The organism is Citrifermentans bremense, from assembly GCF_014218275.1.
GTDB classification, from domain to species: domain Bacteria; phylum Desulfobacterota; class Desulfuromonadia; order Geobacterales; family Geobacteraceae; genus Geomonas; species Geomonas pelophila.
In genome coordinates this window covers 4,103,734-4,123,399 of the sequence record NZ_AP023213.1, presented here as the reverse complement: position 1 = coordinate 4,123,399, position 19,666 = coordinate 4,103,734, and the positions used below count along the sequence as shown (strand labels likewise).

The 19,666-nt window shown below is 52.4% G+C and carries 12 protein-coding genes; all 12 read left to right on the top strand.

All coding sequences use genetic code 11. The features are described 5' to 3' along the window. Positions 1 to 71: 71 nt before the first annotated feature. The 12 genes from GEOBRER4_RS18285 to GEOBRER4_RS18230 all read left to right on the top strand — a co-directional run bounded on the left by GEOBRER4_RS18285 (position 72) and on the right by GEOBRER4_RS18230 (position 19,547). Complete coding sequence (locus GEOBRER4_RS18285) at positions 72 to 1,556, top strand: tyrosine-type recombinase/integrase (RefSeq protein WP_185243466.1); 1,485 nt, start codon at positions 72 to 74, stop codon at positions 1,554 to 1,556. 151 nt (positions 1,557 to 1,707) lie between these two features. After that, positions 1,708 to 3,546 carry a DNA helicase RecQ gene (recQ, locus tag GEOBRER4_RS18280; RefSeq protein WP_185245365.1) on the top strand — a complete coding sequence of 613 codons (1,839 nt, stop codon included), beginning with the start codon at positions 1,708 to 1,710 and terminating at the stop codon, positions 3,544 to 3,546. A gap of 717 nt (positions 3,547 to 4,263) precedes the next feature. Beyond that, positions 4,264 to 5,010, top strand: a complete 747-nt coding sequence (locus GEOBRER4_RS18275) for a hypothetical protein (RefSeq protein WP_185243465.1) — start codon at positions 4,264 to 4,266, stop codon at positions 5,008 to 5,010. Between the two features lie 272 nt (positions 5,011 to 5,282). Further along, positions 5,283 to 6,026 (top strand): RluA family pseudouridine synthase, encoded by a 744-nt coding sequence (locus GEOBRER4_RS18270; protein WP_185243464.1) that lies wholly within the window; start codon positions 5,283 to 5,285, stop codon positions 6,024 to 6,026. A 106-nt stretch (positions 6,027 to 6,132) separates the two neighbouring features. Next, positions 6,133 to 7,050, top strand: a complete 918-nt coding sequence (locus tag GEOBRER4_RS18265) for a hypothetical protein (RefSeq protein ID WP_185243463.1) — start codon at positions 6,133 to 6,135, stop codon at positions 7,048 to 7,050. Between the two features lie 123 nt (positions 7,051 to 7,173). Continuing rightward, complete coding sequence (locus tag GEOBRER4_RS18260) at positions 7,174 to 7,530, top strand: hypothetical protein (protein ID WP_185243462.1); 357 nt, start codon at positions 7,174 to 7,176, stop codon at positions 7,528 to 7,530. A gap of 114 nt (positions 7,531 to 7,644) precedes the next feature. Then, a complete protein-coding gene (locus tag GEOBRER4_RS18255; RefSeq protein ID WP_185243461.1) occupies positions 7,645 to 8,058 on the top strand; it encodes a toll/interleukin-1 receptor domain-containing protein in 414 nt (137 codons plus the stop codon). 119 nt (positions 8,059 to 8,177) lie between these two features. Then, positions 8,178 to 9,395: a hypothetical protein gene (locus GEOBRER4_RS18250; RefSeq protein ID WP_185243460.1), complete on the top strand. Its 1,218-nt coding sequence runs from the start codon at positions 8,178 to 8,180 to the stop codon at positions 9,393 to 9,395. Between the two features lie 607 nt (positions 9,396 to 10,002). Beyond that, positions 10,003 to 10,692 (top strand): KH domain-containing protein, encoded by a 690-nt coding sequence (locus GEOBRER4_RS18245; protein ID WP_185243459.1) that lies wholly within the window; start codon positions 10,003 to 10,005, stop codon positions 10,690 to 10,692. Between the two features lie 561 nt (positions 10,693 to 11,253). Further along, positions 11,254 to 13,608 (top strand): AAA family ATPase, encoded by a 2,355-nt coding sequence (locus tag GEOBRER4_RS18240; protein ID WP_185243458.1) that lies wholly within the window; start codon positions 11,254 to 11,256, stop codon positions 13,606 to 13,608. Then, a complete protein-coding gene (locus GEOBRER4_RS18235) occupies positions 13,605 to 15,563 on the top strand; it encodes a UvrD-helicase domain-containing protein (RefSeq protein WP_185243457.1) in 1,959 nt (652 codons plus the stop codon). The genes GEOBRER4_RS18240 and GEOBRER4_RS18235 overlap by 4 nt, the downstream gene beginning before the upstream one ends. A gap of 276 nt (positions 15,564 to 15,839) precedes the next feature. After that, complete coding sequence (locus GEOBRER4_RS18230; protein WP_185243456.1) at positions 15,840 to 19,547, top strand: ATP-binding protein; 3,708 nt, start codon at positions 15,840 to 15,842, stop codon at positions 19,545 to 19,547. Positions 19,548 to 19,666: the final 119 nt, after the last annotated feature.

Sequence of the window (19,666 nt, the reverse complement as noted above, 5' to 3'; positions counted from 1 at the left end):
GGCTTCAACGCTGTTACAGACAAGCCTACGGCGCTATTCATCTGCTGAGGGTGATCGTTCGGAGGTCAGTAATGGGCAAAATTAAATCTTTCGAAGTTCCCAAGCTCTTCTTCACCGATAAAAATTGTTGGTTTGACGACCTGTCTAGACCGGGCGTAGGTATCCTAGTCGATGAATATGGTGCACCTATCTATCCTGTTATTGACTGGCTGATCGTCCAGAGAAAACGAAAGTCCAGACCCGACGACACCGGCACGATGAAGCAGTTGGCAAGTGACCTCAGAATGTTTTGGGAGTTTTTATCCCGTGAGCGTCAAAACTGGCAGGAGGTGAACGACAATTTCTTGATGCGTTGGCGGGACAGGATGGCCAACGGCGCCCGCGTGTCGGCGGAACAGAAATCGGTTCAGCAACGCAATAGCGTCACACCCCTCAAGAGCGACACAATCAATCGAAGGTTATCGACAGTATTTCGCTTCTATCTCTGGTGTAAGGCTAACGAAAAGGTACCCGAGGGCACAATTGGTCATGGCGGCAAATACCGCATAACAGTTGAAAAAGGAAAGAACAACGAGGATCTGTGGGTGGGGCGCCTCCGTTCCGACGGCACGCTGCCAAAAGAGGCGGCGAGTGACGAGGATGTAGAAAAACTCCACGATGCTATGGATGAGATTTTTGGTAAAGTGACAGCCAGGCGCAACAGACTCTATCTTGACTGGAATAGATATCTTGGCCTTCGTGGGGTTGAAGCCTCAACCCTCCAAGTTAGCATGATCCCACAGCTTGAGGAGATTGAGCAATACATAATCGAGAAGAAACCTTACCCGATGCCATTTAAGCCAAAAGGGCAAGGTCTCCGCACCAAGGGTGGACGGGTACGCAGAAGGCCGCTGGATGTCGATCCGATGCTTCTCAAGCACACCCGGGACTATATCGATTTTGAGAGGGTTGAACTCGTTAAGCGAGCAAAAAAACTTTACGGTCGTGGCTATAAGGAGCCGGACGCCGTATTCCTTGCCACGACAGGCGATACTCTGGGAGAGCGGGTCAAAACAAAAACTATGCAAGAGGCGGTAACAAAGGCGATCACTAAGGCTGGGCTCAAGATCACACCGCACGATCTGAGGAGGCTGTTTGCCATGGAAGTGGTCTCTAATCTATACCTCTGGAAGTTTCGGGAGCTTGAAAAACAAGGGCATAACTGCAAGGTGATTGCCGCCACAATTGATGACAATTCCATTATCTCCTATGCATCGCAGCAACTCGGCCACAGGTTCAAAACAACAACACTCAAGCACTACCTTGATCTCACGAAGCTCAAGCTCATCAAAATGACAGCCGGTGAGAGGCTGGAATATTTTGAGCGCCACAAAGGAATCACCCAGGCTGCCTACAAACAATATCTTTCGGAGGAGTCAGTGGGGACCTTGGAGCGCCTAAAGGTGAAGCAGTACCTTTTGGCGGAGGAGGATGGCCTGCTTGATGCGCTTAGGGATGGTGATTCAGGCCGGGTATTCCGGATACTGATGAAACACCTAGGGGCTAATCTAAACTAGGTACCATTTTTCGTGTTCGAGAGAGAAAACTGGCGGTAGTTGGAGTATACGTGTCAGATTACTACCTCCTGCTAGAGTTGAAAAAGAGGGGGTCTCTGCTGCTGGTCGTGGCGTGGCTTTCGGCAAGTTCACTTATAAAGAGGATTACAACATCAGCGCGACCCCGAACAAAATTTTAAGGGAGATTTTTGGATTCAATACCTTCAGAGATCACCAGCAGGAGATCGTTGAAGGGTTGATTCGAGGGGAGGATGCCTTCGTCATCATGCCTACCGGGGGGGGGAAGTCGTTGTGCTATCAGATTCCTGCCCTCTGTCGACCTGGCGTCGGTATTGTCGTTTCCCCGCTCATCTCGCTAATGAAGGATCAGGTTGACGCTCTGCGTTCCAACGGGGTGCGGGCAGCCTTTTATAACTCCAGTCTCGACCAAAAGGAGGCCTCTCGGGTTCTAGCAGCGTTGCACGGCGGCGACCTGGATCTCCTGTACTTGGCCCCAGAGCGCTTAATGACTGAGGCTTTCTTGCAACGTCTTAACGATCTGGAAATCTCTTTATTTGCCATCGACGAGGCACACTGCATCAGCCAGTGGGGGCATGACTTTCGACCAGAGTACGAACAACTCGGCCAACTTCGCGAACTATTTCCTGATGTCCCCCTGATTGCGCTGACCGCTACGGCTGACGCTCATACAAGGTCCGACATAATCAGCCGCCTCGGTCTGGGCGAGGCGCGCCATTATGTCGCAGGCTTCGACCGTCCAAACATTCGCTATACCGTATTAGAAAAGAGGCAGCCGCTTTCCCAGTTGTTGTCGTTTATTTCAGCCCGCGCCAAGCATGAGGCCGGTATAGTCTATGCGCTCAGCCGTAAGCGAGTAGAAGAAGTGGCTGAGCGTCTTGCCCGTGCGGGGATTGCTGCTGCGGCCTACCATGCGGGACTCTCAGACAAAGAACGCAGCAGGGTGCACGATGCCTTCATAAACGAAGAAGTCAGGATTGTGGTTGGTACCGTCGCCTATGGCATGGGTATAGACAAGCCAAATGTTCGATTCGTTGTGCACTACGACCTCCCCAAAAATATAGAAAGCTTCTACCAAGAATCAGGACGGGCAGGCAGGGACGGTTTGCCCGCGGACTCCCTCGTACTCTTTGGGTACGGGGATGTCGCTGTTGCTCGCAGCCTCATTGAAAATAGCGATAACCCTGAACAGGTTCGTATAGAGACGCATAAACTCAATGCCATGATTGGATTCGCAGAAGCCCTGCATTGCCGGCGCAGGATCCTTCTTCTTTATTTTGGCGAGCATCTCGAGGAGGACTGTGGCAACTGTGATGTCTGCCTTGATTCGCCCCAGCGATTCGATGCAACAGAAGATGCCCAGAAGGCTCTTTCCTGCGTCTACCGCGCTGGACAGCGTTTTGGTGCAGGCCATATCATCGATGTCCTTCGTGGTTCCCAGTCTCAGCGCATCAAGGCTCTTGGCCATGACAAACTTTCCACCTATGGCATAGGACGTAGCAAAAGTCCAGAAGAGTGGGGAAGTATCCTTCACCAGCTGATACACCTCGGCTACCTCTACCAGGATATCAGCCAATATTCGATACTTCGGCTCACGGCAGCATCAAAGCCTCTTCTTTTAGGACAGGAACGCCTTCACCTCGCGCGGCCACGGTTAAAGATAACGCAAACAAAAGAGGAGCGTTTGGCAGCAGCCAACAAAATCAAGAAAGCAAAAGTCAGTGTCGATTTGCTCAGTCCTGACGAGCAGGTTCTTTTCCAATCACTTCGCGAGCTGCGCTCCCAAATAGCAAGAGAAGCGGGAGTGCCGCCTTACGTGGTATTTGGAGACGTCACTCTTGTCGAGATGGCTGCAAAAAAGCCAACAACTTCGGAAGGGCTGCTTAAAATCAGTGGCGTGGGCAAATCCAAGCTCGGCGCATATGGAGCCATGTTTATTGCCGAAATCCGGAAAAGTGGAGTTGCCTCTTAGGGCCTCTTAGGTTCCGTAAGCATTTGTATCAATATCTGGCCTGGTTCACTTACTCAGGGAAAGCAGCGAATAAAAAAGAAGGTCTACGTCAGTGGGCCTTCTTTTTTAGGCTCTTCGAATTTCGGTGTGGAAACTCAATGGGTGACAAAATCATCCAAACAAAAATATAGTGTGGATTTTTGGCGCTCACTGACACCCTATCCTCGCTCAACCATCTTGTCGCCAACTGCGTCATCTTCCTCGAGACCTTCTCGATCAGCCGTATCATTCACCAACTTCAACAAGGCCTACCCACTCGGCCCCGCCTAGAATGCTGAAATCACACCGTATCCTACCCAGCACATCAACGCGATTCGGACGATACGATCTAGTCCTGTAAAGACATCACCCGAAGTGGTTTCCAATTTTTAGAGGCGTAAAGTGATCGGGATAATGATAAGCGATTTTTCATTGACCACGGCCTAAAACCGTTATAAATTCGGCTTGCTGATGATGTCACGGGATGTTGTACAGAAAACCGCCCAACAAGCCAGTTGGAACATTTATCCCGATAAATAAGCTTTTCAATACGATAATCTATCCAAATGGCTTCATTTGGGTCATCTTTACAGAACTGGATTTTGTCGAACTTATAAGGATCCGGTAGAATAACCGATTTAGGACGATCAGCGGTTCACGCGCGCGTGAACCGCTCAATAAGTAGTTGAAAGGACAAATATGAGAAGATTTATCATCGCGGCTTTGGTCCCTTTGCTACTCTTCGCTACTTCTGTCTGGGGCCAGGAAAATAACCTTCTACAAGAACCCACCCTGCCCGGAGTTAAACCAATATTTTTCATCTTGGGTTGCCTAGATGAATACAGAGGAAGAGGGATTATCGAGAAGGGTGCTGATGGTGTTGAGAGCTTTTACTCATCAGAAGTTCAAGCTTCAAAGGTCTTTGAAAAGTATCTGAGACTTCTCGTTGCGGAGGAGTCTATCCATACCGAAATCAGGAAAGAAATATCCGACGGTGGTCACATTTCATTTCACTCTTCAGAACTGTGTCAGCACATTAATAGCATGTATCAGTATTCATTCGACAACTCACACACAATGGTCAAGCCTCATAAATACCCAAACGGGCCATATGTTCGCATGGTTGAAGCATTCATTTCAATTGATGTTTTCAAGGGGCAAGACAAAACAGCAAAGCTTTCATATTTGGCAGGGGCATACGCTCGGTACGGGCATCATTTTGATGACAACAACTTTGCATTTCGCACAGCCAACGCAGGACACAAAATAAGTCTCATCGCGGAGTTGCTTAAAGAGTTAGATTGCAAAGATGTAACACATGAAAAGTCAGATCCAAACCTTATGCCTATGACTCATACATTGAAATTCACAGCATCTACAGAGATCAAGAAGTTGTTCGAAAGTGTGAGCAAAGAAATTAATGGCCGGGATCGACGAGAGATTTAGAGAAGTTTTCAACAAGGCAGATGCACCGGAGCAAACTGTCGCCCGGTGATCACCCGCCAACGTTGGACGATAAAAAATACAACTGAAAATATCTGACCAAAAGACACTGGCGCACGACTATCAAGAGATAATCGCAGCATAAATTAAGAAAGCAGAACCGCCGAAGCTTGTTCAAGCGATTTCGGATGTCTTTCGAGAAGTTGCGTGACATGAGCTTTTGATTTGAATACTGAATGGCCCACATCCGCCGCTGGCCCCGGAGAAAGTTCGCCATGTCGGCAGCTAAACATCACCCCCAAGGGCTTACGGTCCTGTACGAAGACCGGGACATCATCGTCATCGAGAAACCGTGCGGACTCCTGACAATCGGCACCGGCCGGGACAAGACGCGCACGGTCCATTCCATCCTCAACGATTACGTCCGCAAGGGGGATCCACGTTCCCGAAACCGGGTCTATATCGTCCATCGCCTGGACCGGGAGACCTCCGGCATCCTGATCCTGGCCAAGAGCGAAGCGAACAAGATCCATCTGCAGGAGCATTGGCAGGAGACGGATAAGCACTACGTGACGGTGGTTCACGGCACACTGGCACTGAAGAGCGGCACCATAAGCAGCTATCTGGCGGAGAACAGCGCCATGCGGGTCTATTCGACCACCGACCAGGGGCGGGGTAAGCTTTCCCACACGGAATACGTCGTCATGAAGGAGAACCGTGGCCTCAGCCTGCTGGCAATCCATTTGCTCACCGGACGCAAGCACCAGATCCGGGTGCACCTTTCCGAAGGGGGCAATGCCGTGGTGGGAGACAGCAAATACGGCACGGACCGGTATGCCCGCGCACACTTGGCGCTCCATGCCCGATCGCTCACGTTCACGCATCCGGTCAGCGGCCGGCGTATGGCCATCGAGACCGGCATCCCCGACTATTTTACCCGGCTAGTCGGCAGTATCTCTCCGAATGAATCGACGGACAAGAGCCGGGAATTGATATGGGGTCTTCTGCCCCCGACATGAGATAATAGCGGGGAAAAGCAATTACCAACAAGGCCCATGGGCACCGACCGCCCTAATAAACTGGCCAGGCGGGTCATGGCCCGAGCCGTTATGCGAGAAATAATCAATGGAATACGGAATTACAAAATTGGTGTTGGGGCCAATGCCCTTTGTCAATATCACTGAGGAAGAGTATTGCGCCATAAAAAATGCAAAAAAATATTTATTTGAAGCTTATTATCTGGAGCAAAAAGTTGACGTTGTAATGGAAGATTTTCTTGAATATGAGATGACACTTCTTTCAACTGCCACTAAGCACATGATATTTCATGACTTGAATTACCCGAGGATGCAGAATGAGGTCAACGTAATTAATAGAAGAATTATTAACTTGTTGAGCGCCTGTAGAATGTATCTGGACCATTATTGTCATCACTTAAACAACATCTACGGTGAGAGATCTCAGAAAGTCAAGGAAGTACAATGTCAAGTAAAACATGAATATGATATCAGCCTCAGCTACCGAGTTCTTGAGGCGCTAAGAAATTACGTCCAGCACCGAGGGTTTCCGGTCCAATCAGTAACATACAATTCTAAACGAGAAGAGGAAGCACAGGATAAATGGCAGATCGTTTTTGGTGTTACACCGTATCTGAAGGTAAAAGAACTTGCAGAGGATAAGAAGTTTAAGAGATCTGTCATCCAAGAACTTGAATCCCTTGGAGAAAAATTTGACATTAAGCCGATGATCCGGGATTACATCACCAGCATTGGCAAAATACATACAAAAGCAAGAGAGGTTCTAAAGGACGATGTCCTAACATGGGAAAACACCATTAGCAAATGTGTGTCCAGGTTTAAGGATGCAACAAAGTCTGACGATATCGTCGGCCTTGGTATAGCGATGCGGGACGGAGAGGGTTTGTACCCGGAGATGTTTCAGATATTCACTGATTTTATTGATCACAGACAAGAGCTTGAGCAAAAAAACTCATTCATTGGCTCCTTGACTAGGTTTTATGTCGCGAGCAAATCTATCAACTGAGTCTCTCTCTTGATAATACTTCTAAGAATGACGCATAACAAAGCGCGACAGACGGTCCGTCGCGATAAATCCGCGCCTGCCGCTGCGCTCTCAGCCGTTGAGCGCAAAACGAAAAGAGGGTTTATGACTACTGACAACGAAGAGGTCAAAGCAACCAGTATTAAATTTTCACGCACCATGCCTGATGGCAGTGTTCATGAAATAGAACTCCCAGCCCCTGCCTCCATAGTCATGACTAGGTCTATCTCTATAGAATCAGGAAATCTTGCTTCAGAAGAGGATGTCCTAGCGCTCATGTTTGATATGTTTAACCATTCTGAGGTTAAATTTGAATACTACAGTGAGTATGGCAAACAACAAGACAAAACTTTGAAAGAAGCGATAGATCGAGAGGACATAATACAAGTAAAATCAGAATGCTACTATTATAAGCATCCAGAGGATAGAAAATCGTTCGTACACATCAATCCAGCTGGATGAGAACTATTTGATTGGGAGAAGGACGTAATTCGTGAACAACCATCCTATGTCAAAAGTACGCTAAGACTTTCGGAGAGGAAAAAAAGAGAATATGAAACATGGCATAAAATCGAGATGGAAGAAGAATTCAAGCGAGTCAAACAAGCTGCAAAATTCCAATATGATGTATTTTTGAGCTACAGCGAGCGGGATCATCTGCAGGCTCAAACAGTACATGAAAAACTCGAAGGAGCTGGTGCAACAGTTTTTATGGCTCCAAAAGCTTTAAGCGCCGGTGATGACTTCGCGGAAAACATCCGTAAATCGCTGGTGGGGTCGCAGGAATTATGGGTCATTGTATCACCAAGCAGCTTAAACAGTGAATGGGTGACTACAGAGTGGGGTGCTGCCTGGGTTTTAGAAAAGAGAACCATTCCGATATTGTTCCGTTGCGACATTCCACAGTTGCCAGAGCGACTTCGAAGGTTTCACTGTATTGATGCAGGAGAAGTCGATGACTTCATAAAGCGGAAGTTCACAACAAGATGACCATTTAGATCAGAGTATCAATAAGATGCTCAACATGCACTTTGACGCTGACGCGGCATACCTCGCCGCGCAGGTCAAGTGCAGCCCCGTTGGCACAGGACAAACAGGGAGTTTTCGTGATGGAACTAGGAACTTTGGACTTTATCGAGCTAGCCATAGATGCGGTAACTAATGAAATTGAACTGTTTGAAGCAATGACTGTTGACCTAAGCGAGATAATCCAAGAGCTAGAGGGTCGCGAGGACGAACATCCCTTGTATCAAGAGATAGTGACTGCAGGTAAGGATCTTTTGACGAGAACGGGAAATTGGAATGAGGTGCTTGAAAGGAGAATTCTAATTCTGTCAGCCGCGTTTCTCGAAATAGAATACGGAGTTAGAATTGGAGAAATAGCTGAAATTGAGGGGGGAAAAATTCTAGTCCACGAGACAACTTTCTACAGACGAGATGAATGTTATTCAAATTTCCACATTCGTGGTGTGCAGTGCAGAAAGGACGGAACCCCAGGAAAAAGGAGTGCATTCAGCATCTTGCCACACGATGAGTCTGGGTTATTAAAGACAAGGCGTCAAGATGAAGAGAAGGCGAGAGAGCGGGAACTTGAAGAAAGGATCCTGAAGGAGTACTTCGGCTTAAGCTTCGGTGATGACCTATCATTCGTGGACAAGAATTTCGGCCGAAGCAAGCTTCGCATCGAAAATGCAAAGTTGCCATACCGGTCTGTTCTAGGAAGAGATGAAGATAACTCCATCGAGGTGAACGGTCCCCGCTACAGAGATGACGGATCGCTTGGAACGAAAATTATTAGCACTAAGCTCACGTTTATAAAACGAGACAGACCTGAACACATTTTGCACAAGAGAGACAAGAATGCGATAGCTTTAGCTGCAACAACCGCCAACATCTCTTCTCTGAATGGTGAGCCAGATTGGCAGGATATTGCAAATAACACCACTTGGGCTAAATCCGTGGAAAAGAAAGACAGAACTGGCTGGTGGTGCTGGAATAGTCCTCCACTTGGAGAGATTCATTATATCGAACTGGCCCCCTTTAGTGGAACTCCAACCGGTGAAATAGGTGAATTTTTAAAGGTGCTTAGTCGCCGGGTCGGCGAAGGGATAAGATTTCACAAGACGACTGCGGAGGCCCTTTTTTTTCGCCAGACAGGACTAGTGGTAGGAGATGAACTTACTATTGGCGACAGGAAAATTCTGATGACCGAAATATCTGTCGATGCACAAAGCGTTACTTTTACTGTTCATGGCCTACCTTACCTCAAGGGAGGAAAAATTGGGAAGAGGGTGGTTTCGGAAGAGCTACCTCTGGAGGCCTGTTAGGGGACGTCCATGCGATCATGCGTTACCAGCGCTACCGGATTAGAAATGTAGGGCCAACAAAGCGCACCAGCGGACGGCAACGCCGCCGCTGTGCTCTCAGCATTGGACAGAGAAATAGGAGGCATTATGAGTCTCAAAATGTGGGTCCGCAACATGTACACAGGTCCTGGCGGAGGCGCTTATACTGGGCCTGGTGGCGGTATGTACACCGGCCCAGGTGGAGGTGCCTACACCGGCCCGGGTGGCGGTATGTATTCAGGGCCTGGTGGAGGCGCTTACACAGGCCCTGGCGGAGGTCTCTACACCGGTCCAGGTGGGGCGGCTTACACGGGTCCGGGCGGTGGGCTATACACTGGCCCTGGTGGAGGTCTTTACTCTGGACCGGGTGGCGGCCTGTATAGTGGGCCGGGTGGGGGCATGTACACCGGCCCTGACTCTAAACCTTATATGGGCGTTATGCCGCCGTGGCCACTTCTTGTGGGGGAGCTTCGGCAAATGGGGATGAACCAACAAGCCAACCTAATTGCAGAAGCTCTCCGAAGCATAGGCTGGCGAGGCTGAAAACATTCAAAAGAATGCAGTCCTTCAAATCGAAAGGGACGGTTAAATGATAGATATCGTACGAGCGTCTTTCAATTTCGATACCCCAGCACCCACTGAAGATCAGTTGATCGCCTACGCAAGAAGAATCTTCGACGAAATGGACGCCGCGGTGGAGGAGTTTCTGCCGTTTAATGATTACAGCCTCTACCTAGCTGTTCAGGAAGGCTCCGTCAAGGGTCTTGGTAAAGTTGCTGTGGCCGCGTCTGCACTATATGTTGGGATCGCTCAATATGGCAGCTTTATCCAAGGTGTAGAAATAATAAAGCGTCAAGGGTGTGCTGTTGCTGAAGCCATTGTTAGTGAGGCTGCCAAGAATGAAATAGGCAACCCCCTGCCAAAGAAACATACACGAGTTGATGCCGGCGCGGTTTCACGCTTAGAGCGGCTGTTTGTTAAGGTTCGAGATCGTGAAATTGCACCTGAAGAGGCCACCCTTAAAGCTTTACAGGTTCTCGATCCGACGGGAGCTGAGCTGCCTCCTGAAGCTCAGCAAGAGATTGCGGTTGCTCTTGAGTCTTTAGAAACGTATCCCGAACAATTATCTCTCGACCTTGGAATTGAAGAAGAATTCGCGCCGTCGGCTGTTCCAATACCACGACCCAAAAGGCCAATCCCTATTGAGCAACATCTGCTGGTAGTCATAGAACGCAAAAAAAGACGCAGTGAACCTCGACTACGAAAGAAGTACCTGTAGTTGTTCGCGAATCCAGCTTATTGAAGGGAAACAGGCAATTTCCAACCAATGAATAACCCCGGGGATCCCTAGCAACAGGAGAAGGGGTTGATGCGTTGGGGTCCCAGATGTTGCTAATGGAGTGTAAGGCGCAACAGACGGAGAGAGCATCCAACCAGGAAGATGCACCGGCACTGAAGCCCCGCCGGTGATCTCCCAGCCCGTTGGGCAATTATATGTCTCTCCAAACAGTCCACGTGCGTTCTTTTTGCTATTCCACACACTTGGCCAACAGCATTGGCGACCATCGCTATTCGAAAAAGCGATCGCGAAAGTGGCATCCTTTGGTCGGATACCTATGCTGGTATGTGTCCCTATCGGTCTCTTGCGGAGACGTAGCGACCGACTTACTAATACCTTCCCGGATCCATCCTCGCCTGCGACGGCTGCCATCCCGAGCAGTCCAATCGAGGCACCGAGAGGGGCTCGATCCTGTACGCAAGGATACAAGGTGTCGGCATTATGGCCCCTTCTATTAACCCCGCGGAAGACGCGACTACTCAATTCTGGAGGCACCACGAAGTGACAACACCGGCACAAGCACCAGCAGCCGCCGCGTCTGGAAGCATCACGCTGCGATTCGTCGAACTGTGCAAGTTCCGCCGTCTTGGGAAGGTCCAGTTGGACCTCGACCGGCAGACGACGATTCTTGTTGGCGCCAACAACAGCGGCAAGACCGCCATCCTCACCGCGCTACGGCACTTCCTGGCTGAATCCTCCCCCTTCGGCGCGTTCGACATCAGCCTGTCGGAGTGGCCCGCGCTGCGTGCGCTGGGCGTCAAATGGGAGGCGTTGACGGAGGATCCGGCGACCGCCGCGCAGAAGGAGGGCGATAACTGGGAAGACCAGCTAGCGACGCTGTTGGCTGCGATGCCCACGCTTGATCTGTGGTTCGACGCCGAGGCCGGGATGTTCCACTATGTCCAGCCCTTCTTGTCCAAGCTGGTCTGGAAAGGTGGCGCTGTTGGCGTCCGGCTGCGCCTGGAGCCGGCCAGCGATGTCGCGTCACTCAAAGAGCTGGCCTGGGCCTACAACCTGGCGCGCCAACCCGTGAAGGGCATGAGCAGCGAGTCGCTGGCCTGGCCGATCGACCTGCTCGACTACTGGCTGCGCGAGCCCAGGAAGCTGGGACAAGTCAGACCGTATAGCCTCGATGCCGCCAACAATCCCATCCAAGGGATCGAGACCTACCAGACCCAAGTCCTGGCAGCCGACGCGCAGCCGGCCGACCGCAAGCACCTGTCCAAGCTGGTCCGAGTCGACTTCGTTGCCGCCCAGCGGGGCCTCGGCTCGGAAGAGGCCGACTCCAAGTCCACGTCGTCGTCACATCCCGTCGGCCTGTTCTCGAACCAGCTTCTGAAGTTCGCGCGCCAGCACCTCAACGTCGCCGCCACCGGGCACGGGCAACGCGCCGACCTCATCCAGGCGGTCGCCAATGCGCAGAAGGACCTGGATCAGAAGATCCACGATGCCTTGGCGTCCTCGGTGGCCGAGGTGAAGCTGCTCGGCTACCCCGGCCTTCACGATCCCCAGGAAATCCGGTTCAGGACGCGCATCCACACCGCCGACCTGCTCGACCACAGCACCGCCGTCCAGTACAGCATGAAAGGCGGGACCGGCGAAGACATGCTGCCGGAGTTCTCGATCGGCCTGGGCTACCAAAACCTGCAGTCGCTGAGCTACCAGCTCGTGTCGTTCAAGACCGCACGCATGAACCCCGAGAAAGGCTCGCCGCCGCCGGTCCACCTCGTCATGATCGAGGAGCCTGAGGCCCACCTGCACGTCCAGGTGCAGCGCATCTTTCCAGACAAGGCGCACAAGCTCATCAGCCCGACCGACACGAATGCCAGCGCGCTGCAAAGCCAGTTGCTGATCAGCACGCATTCCAGCCATCTTGCGCACGCCGAGGATTTCGACCGGCTGCGGTACGTGCGGCGGATCCCACCCTCGGCGGCCCATCCGACGCCGAGCACCGAAGTCGTCGACTTGGGCGAGGTGTTCGGCGACGACGACGAGACGCGTCAATTCGCGGAACGCTATTTCCGCGTCCAGCACACCGACCTGCTGTTCGCCAATGCCGCCTTGTTCGTGGAAGGCGTGGCCGAGCGCATGCTCGTGCCGCTCTTCATGGAGCTGAAGTACGAGAAATTGAACAGCCGCTACGTCTCCTTCCTGGACATCGGCGGCAGCCACGCCCACCGGTTGAGGCCCCTGGTTGAGAAGCTCCGGATTCCCACCGTCGTCATCACCGACCTCGATCCGACCGAGAAGAAGGCCGGACCCAAAGGCAAGATGCGCTGGCTGGCCACGGCGAACACAGGCCAGGCTGGCCTCAGGTGCGGCAACGCCACGCTGCGCGAATGGCATCCCAAACTGCAAAACGTGGACGACTTCAAGGCGCCAACGCCCGCGCAACTCATCTGGACCGGTGCCCCGGACTGCAAGGTGCGGTTCGCATGGCAACTGCCGGTCGCTGAGGCGAGCAACCAATGGCCGACGACCTTCGAGGACTCGCTTATCCTGACCAACATCGATTGGTTCAAGGGACTGAACAAGTTGGCTGAAGAGGCCGAGGCTGCCATGGCCGGCGGCCAACACAAGGACAAGGACAAGGACAAAGACAAGGAAAAGAAGGTCAACCCACCTACCGGTGCACTGGCCGAAGCGGCCGAGGTCGTGGCAGGCGCTGCCACCCACGTGGACCTACTGAAGGCCCTGCACGCGCTGATGCACGATTCGTTCAGCAAGGGCGATTTCGCGGCCGGCATCTTTGAGCGCGTCGCGGCCGGTGAGGACGTCACGTGCCCTAAGTACATCGCCGACGCCCTCACCTGGCTGCAGGATGAACTCGATCCCGCCGAAAGCGTGACGCCATGACCGGCACCGTCGTCCATGAAGGAAACGACCGCGACGCTGGCGTCGTCGAGGAAATCTGCGGGTACCTGACGGAGCAGCCGCCGCAGAGCTTCTTCCTGTTCGCGGGAGCCGGCTCGGGCAAGACACGCACGCTGGTCGAAGTGCTGCGCCGGCTGACCGGCGTCGTGCCGCACGCGAGCGGTGGAAGGCTGGCCAACCGCCTGCGCCTCTATGGTCGGTCTATCCGCGTCGTCACGTATACGAAGAACGCCGTTGCGGTCATCAGCGGCCGGCTGGGCAGCAATGACCTGGTCGCCGTCTCGACCATCCACTCGTTTTGCTGGGAACTGATCGGCGGCTTTGACGAGGACATCCGCGAGGCGCTCATTGCCGACAAAGCGGTGCAGCTCGAAGAGGCCAAAACCAAGGCAGCGGCCAAGGTGAGGGGCATCAGTGATACAGACCGCAGGAAATTCGCCGAGATCGAAGCGGAGATAGAAGCCCTGAAGGGCGTGCCGACATTCATCTACCACCCCGACAAGGACACCTACGGTGAAGGTGCCATGCAGCACGGCCAAGTGCTGGACGCCACGGCTTGGCTGCTGTTGAACCGGCCGACGCTGCGAACCATTCTGCAGGATCGCCACCCCATCATCCTGATCGACGAGTCCCAGGACACGATGAAATCGGTGCTGGACGCGCTAATGAAACTGGCGGAGCCCAGGGGCAGCGGCCTCACGCTCGGCCTCCTCGGGGACCACCGCCAGCGCATCTACATGGACGGGCATTCCGACCTGCCCGGCCTCGTGCCTCCCGGCTGGGCCAAGCCGGAGTTGAAAATGAACCACCGCAGCCAGCAGCGAGTTGTTCAGCTCATCAACAAGATATGGGCGGCGAAGCTGGCGGGTCGTACACAACCCTCCTCAGGCATCGAACAGCATCACCGCACCGAGAAGACCGGGGGCACGGTGCGCTTGTTCATCGGACGTACATCCCTCTCGACACCAGAAAAGCGTCAGAAGGAAGCCTGGGTCGCATTACAGATGCAGCAGGCGGCCCAGAGCGATGCGTGGGCGACGTCTGCCGGCTATCAGTCGCTCGCGCTGGAGCACAAACTGGTTGCGGCGCGCGGCGACTTCTTGAATGTCTACACGGCGATAACGCTCATCGACCCGAACGCCGCGGCACCGTCGGGCAGGGGTGAGAACACGGGGCCTTCAGTCGCTCGGCTGGTGCTTCAGGATCTCGCGCAGCTCGCGGCCTGCGTGGCTGCGGACGGGTCCGTCAACGACTTCGCGGCCACAGAGGTGCTCAGACGCGCCGGCTGCCTTGATCAACTCCCGGCTGACGCCGATCAGCGTATCGCGCGGACAGAGGAAATGCATGAGGCCCTCGCGGCGTTTGGCTCGGCGTGCGTCAAACCAGACGCTACCGTCGCCGAGGTCGTCGCTCCCATCATCAAGGCGCAGGTGTTCAAGGTGGACTCTCGGCTGCTGCAGCAGTTTGCCGACCAGACCCCACCGCCAGCTGCGCCGATTCCGCGCCAGGAAACCGAGACGGACGACGCACGACGGCGAAGGGGGTGGTGCGCGTTGTTCAAGGCGCCATGGGCCGAACTGGAGCGGTACCGGCGCTACCTGGCCGGCAACTCCGAACTCGCCACGCACCAGGTGGTCAAGGGGTCGGAGTTCACGCACGTCATGGTGGTCATGGACGACGACCAGTCCGGCGGCAACCAAATCTCTTACGACAAGTTGTTTGGCGCGACCGAACTGGGAAAACGTGATTTGGACAACGTCCAGGCCGGCAAAGAGACGACCATCGACCGAAGCCTGCGACTGCTGTACGTCACCTGCAGCCGGGCCCGAGAAACGCTGGCACTGGTGTTATGGGCCGAGAACCCGGCAGAAGCGCTGAAATTTGCGCGGAACAAGAGCGACTGGTTTACAGCGGAGGAAATCGTGGAAATCGCTTAAAGTGAACATGGGGTCAGCCATTTATAACACGATAACTTTTCTCCCAGATGAGAATCCGAACGAAAAACGTCAAAAGGCAACGCCCAACCAGCGCCTTGGACGCGGACGGCTGACGCCGCCGGTCAAGGCGGCGCGCCGTTGAGCATTAGGATAAAGAAAAGTTAAAGCCTTAATAAGGATCGGACTATATTTCTCTTCGGGCAGACTATGAATAATCTCCTAGATGTTCCAATCACATCAGTAACCGAGCTCACGGCAGAGGGCGCAGTGGTTGTCATGCGCACCATTCTTCGATCTGAATGTGGTTACGCAAAATTGCCCCCAGCTGTATTGACGATCTCTTCTCGACTCACGGTCGCGGATGGCGGTATCGATGCGGAAATCAATATTCCCTCCGGTATTGTGCTTCCAAATGATTGCATTTTTCAGCAGGGACTTACTGGATTCCAAATTAAATCCGGAACAACGTTCAAGCCTTGGACGCCAAGCGCCATTCGTAGCGAATTGCTCAACAGCAAAGGAGAGCTATGCCCTGAGGTAGAGCGTCTCATTCGCCGTCGTGGACGCTACACACTTGTTTGCACTGGTCATGACCTGACTCCGGAACAGCGTAACGATTCGCGGCACCACATTACTCTTGTATTAGCCGAGGTGGGTGTCGAAGGATACGAAGATCTGGTTGAGGTTTTCGGTGCAAGTCAAATTGCCGAATTTGCCGAGCGTTATCCAGGGACAGCATCCCTTCTGGCAATCGACCCAATTCAGGAAGCTTGGGTACTCGATGAGTGGCAGCGTGACGCACATATGGCAAACTTCTTCGAAGCATCACCAGAGCAGGATCAATTGATTGCCCAAATACGTGCAGGCTTACAAAAGGAAACCAAACATTTACGTATTCTGGGTGAGCCAGGTCTGGGCAAGACACGAATTGTGCTTGAGGCTGTCAAGGACGTGGATATTGCACCCTATGTGCTTTACATACAGCACGGGTCACAGTTTGGGCAGACGAGGCTCTTCCGCCAGTTACTGAAATGCGGTTACGACAAACCGCTTATAGTTGTCATAGACGAACTTGCAGAGTCTGATCTGTCAGATATTTGGAGACACTTAAAACCTCGTTGCGGTAGCCTGAAGATAGTGTCGCTTGATCATGGGAGAGACGAAAGTCACGACGAAGAAATTGTTAGACTGAATGCCCCGCGCCTACCTGATGAGACGATAAAAAAGATACTTGTTCGCGGAGTTGGCGACTCACGTGAGATCGATCGATGGGTTGCGATTTGCGAAGGTTCGCCTCGGGTTGCACAGGCGGTTGCAGATAACTTAAGAGCAAATCCAGGTGACCTTCTGAAATCCCCAGCCACAGTACCAATTTGGACCAGATTTCTACATGGCTACGGCATCCGGGATGAAGGTTCCGCGAGACAAGTCGACTGTGTGACACAACATCTAGCACTATTTAGCAGATTTGGGTACGAAGCCCCCGTAGGGAAAGAAGCAGAGTACATAGCTGAACTCATTCGCGAAAATGATCCAACTATTGGATGGGCGCTTTTCCAGGAGATTGTCCAAAGCCTACGTGCACGAAGGGTGCTACAGGGGAGCAGAACGCTCTTCTTTGTGCCCAAAGCCCTACACATTTACTTGTGGAAGCAGTTTTGGGAGCGCTATGGGCGAGGATTCGACTTCACTCAAACCTTCGACAAGATGCCGGAGTCTTTACACGCTTGGTTCATGAACATGTTCAAGTTCGCAGAGGGTACGGCAACAGCGCACATAATTGACGACATCCTTAGACCAGAAGGCATTTTTTCTAAACGCGAAGCGTTAATGTCGATGAAAGGTTCTCAATTTCCCTCAATTTTGGCCGAAGCCAATCCATCTGCTGTGCTGCGGCTTCTGGAAGCGACAATCGGCAGATGGACGGATCAGGAGCTTCTAGCTTTCGAGGATAATCGGCAAAATCTAGTCTGGGCGCTCGAAAAGATCGCCGTTTGGCCAACGCTTACCGTCAGGGCTATCCAAGTGCTAGGGCGTCTCGCTGTCAACGAGAATGCCAATTACTCCAACAACTCCACGGGCACCTTGATTGGATTATTTCACATTGGTCCTGAGGCAGCTGCTACCGAATCGAGTCCCGAAGCCCGACTTCCGGCAATGCTCAAGCTTCTTCATGCTCCTCGTGATGCAGAACGTCTTCTTGGGCTCAAAGCGATTCGTGCGGCCCTCGACAGTCGTGGCATGGGCTTCCGGATTGTCGGGCCTGAGTATCAAGGGCTACGGGAGAGAGCAAAACTCTGGACACCTACGACATACGGAGAGTGGTGGCAAGCCAAGTTCGTCTATTTCCAGACGCTGGTTGATGAGACCCGGAAATGGCCGCCTTCCCTGCAAACTGAAGTTTGCGAGACCTTGCTGGAAGCCGTAGAACAGCAAATTACAACCCCACCATGTACCGAGTTGGCGTTTCAAGTCCTCAATCTACTTGTGGATGATCCTGCGATGTCGCCAGAGAAGCTGAATGCCTTCTTTTGGCATTGGAGGGAGTATCAAGACGATGGCAAGCACCCAGAAATCACCACGAGGCTTAGCTGCCTTGAGCGTCGTTACACAAGGCGTGACTTAGCGAGCCGGTTTCAACGCTACGTAATCGATGTGGACTGGATGGAATGGGACGACGACTTTCGCGAGCGGCACAACAAGGTCAGGAACCGTGCGAAGCCACTGGTTAACGCTTTGGCTCGCCGCATCGCAACGCATCCCGAGAAGTTGAATCAGATTCAGCACCTCCTGTCGCCAGCGAAAAATTCGCCTGCACTGTGGCATTTCGGAGCACAGTTGGCACAGAACGATAGGTCTCGAGAGTTGCTACTCTCACTCATTAAGTTGGCACTGGAAACAAAACACCAAGTGTGTCTGCATGGCTACCTTTCTGTAGTCCAACTAAGCGATCCAGATTTTTATGCCGCAACAGTGGCATGCTTTTTTGACACAGAGAGTACAGCATGGCTTGGTGCAACTATTGCGCTCCATTCAGCTTATGATGATGGGCTGTTCGTTAAGTGTCAGGATGCATTAGAAAAGAATTGGATCGATCCATATCTATTTCAGGTGTTGCGATATGGTAGGGCCATCGAATCGGTCCCCCCTGAAAGAGTTATGCGTCTGCTATGTCAACTGCACGACCATGGAGGACAGGACTCGCTGTCCCTGCTGATTGATCTACTGGAGTCTATCCCGTTCAACGATTCATCGCAGTTCAATCCAGATTTCGTGTTCGGGGTCGTGTCTAGATCCATTCCTGACGAGGAGAGCCGAAATGTAATGCGCGGCTACCACTGGAAAAATGTCTGCTTAAAACTGATCAAGTGGGACCGGAGTCGTGCCCTTTCTATGCTGGATTGTTTGCTTGCTAAAATGGGCACAGTCTACCGCCTGAGCTACGATCATAATGTTGTGCCTCTCGCAAATGAGATCGTAAAAGCAAATCCTGCCGGAGCGTGGAAAATTGTGAAGACGCATTTTGAGGGAGCACTTCCAAAATGGCGTAACGATTTATTCGGTTGGCTTAAGGGAGGCCTATCAGGATTTAATGAGGAAGGCACAAAAGGCGCAATAGCCGATCTGCCGATATCGGAAATTATTGAATGGATAGAAGAAGACCCTTCATCCAGGGCTTCGCTGATTGCTCACGCAGCCCCCGGAACACTAGATGAGGACAAAGGGGGGCGACTGACGAGAGAATTGTTATACAGGTATGTCGAGTGCGACGGTGTGCAAAGTGGAATCAGTGCATCATTTCACTCAGGAGGATGGACCGGCCCAACAAGTGACTATCTGAAGCGAAAACGCGACAAACTCCGCACTTGGCTCGCGGCTGGTTTCGAGTTTGAGGTAACACAATGGATCGAGAACGAAGTAGAATATTTAGATCGAAGGATTGAACACGAGGAAACAAATGAAGAGCGTTCGCGGTTTGATTGAGTTGGCAGGAAGTAGGGCTAAACTCCAAATTTCAAAAAGTAAGGGACGAAGGGGTTCCAACCCACGGTTGGACCGGCCTAAAATCTTGCCGGTCAGCCTTATGATGTTGGCATAAAGGG

What these genes read in the sequence shown, in the direction of transcription:
- GEOBRER4_RS18285 (WP_185243466.1), top strand. Translation starts at nt 72, where the DNA reads ATGGGCAAAATTAAATCTTTCGAAGTTCCCAAGCTCTTCTTCACCGAT.
- GEOBRER4_RS18275 (WP_185243465.1), top strand. Translation starts at nt 4,264, where the DNA reads ATGAGAAGATTTATCATCGCGGCTTTGGTCCCTTTGCTACTCTTCGCT.
- GEOBRER4_RS18270 (WP_185243464.1), top strand. Translation starts at nt 5,283, where the DNA reads ATGTCGGCAGCTAAACATCACCCCCAAGGGCTTACGGTCCTGTACGAA.
- GEOBRER4_RS18265 (WP_185243463.1), top strand. Translation starts at nt 6,133, where the DNA reads ATGGAATACGGAATTACAAAATTGGTGTTGGGGCCAATGCCCTTTGTC.
- GEOBRER4_RS18260 (WP_185243462.1), top strand. Translation starts at nt 7,174, where the DNA reads ATGACTACTGACAACGAAGAGGTCAAAGCAACCAGTATTAAATTTTCA.
- GEOBRER4_RS18255 (WP_185243461.1), top strand. Translation starts at nt 7,645, where the DNA reads ATGGAAGAAGAATTCAAGCGAGTCAAACAAGCTGCAAAATTCCAATAT.
- GEOBRER4_RS18250 (WP_185243460.1), top strand. Translation starts at nt 8,178, where the DNA reads ATGGAACTAGGAACTTTGGACTTTATCGAGCTAGCCATAGATGCGGTA.
- GEOBRER4_RS18245 (WP_185243459.1), top strand. Translation starts at nt 10,003, where the DNA reads ATGATAGATATCGTACGAGCGTCTTTCAATTTCGATACCCCAGCACCC.
- GEOBRER4_RS18235 (WP_185243457.1), top strand. Translation starts at nt 13,605, where the DNA reads ATGACCGGCACCGTCGTCCATGAAGGAAACGACCGCGACGCTGGCGTC.
- GEOBRER4_RS18230 (WP_185243456.1), top strand. Translation starts at nt 15,840, where the DNA reads ATGCGCACCATTCTTCGATCTGAATGTGGTTACGCAAAATTGCCCCCA.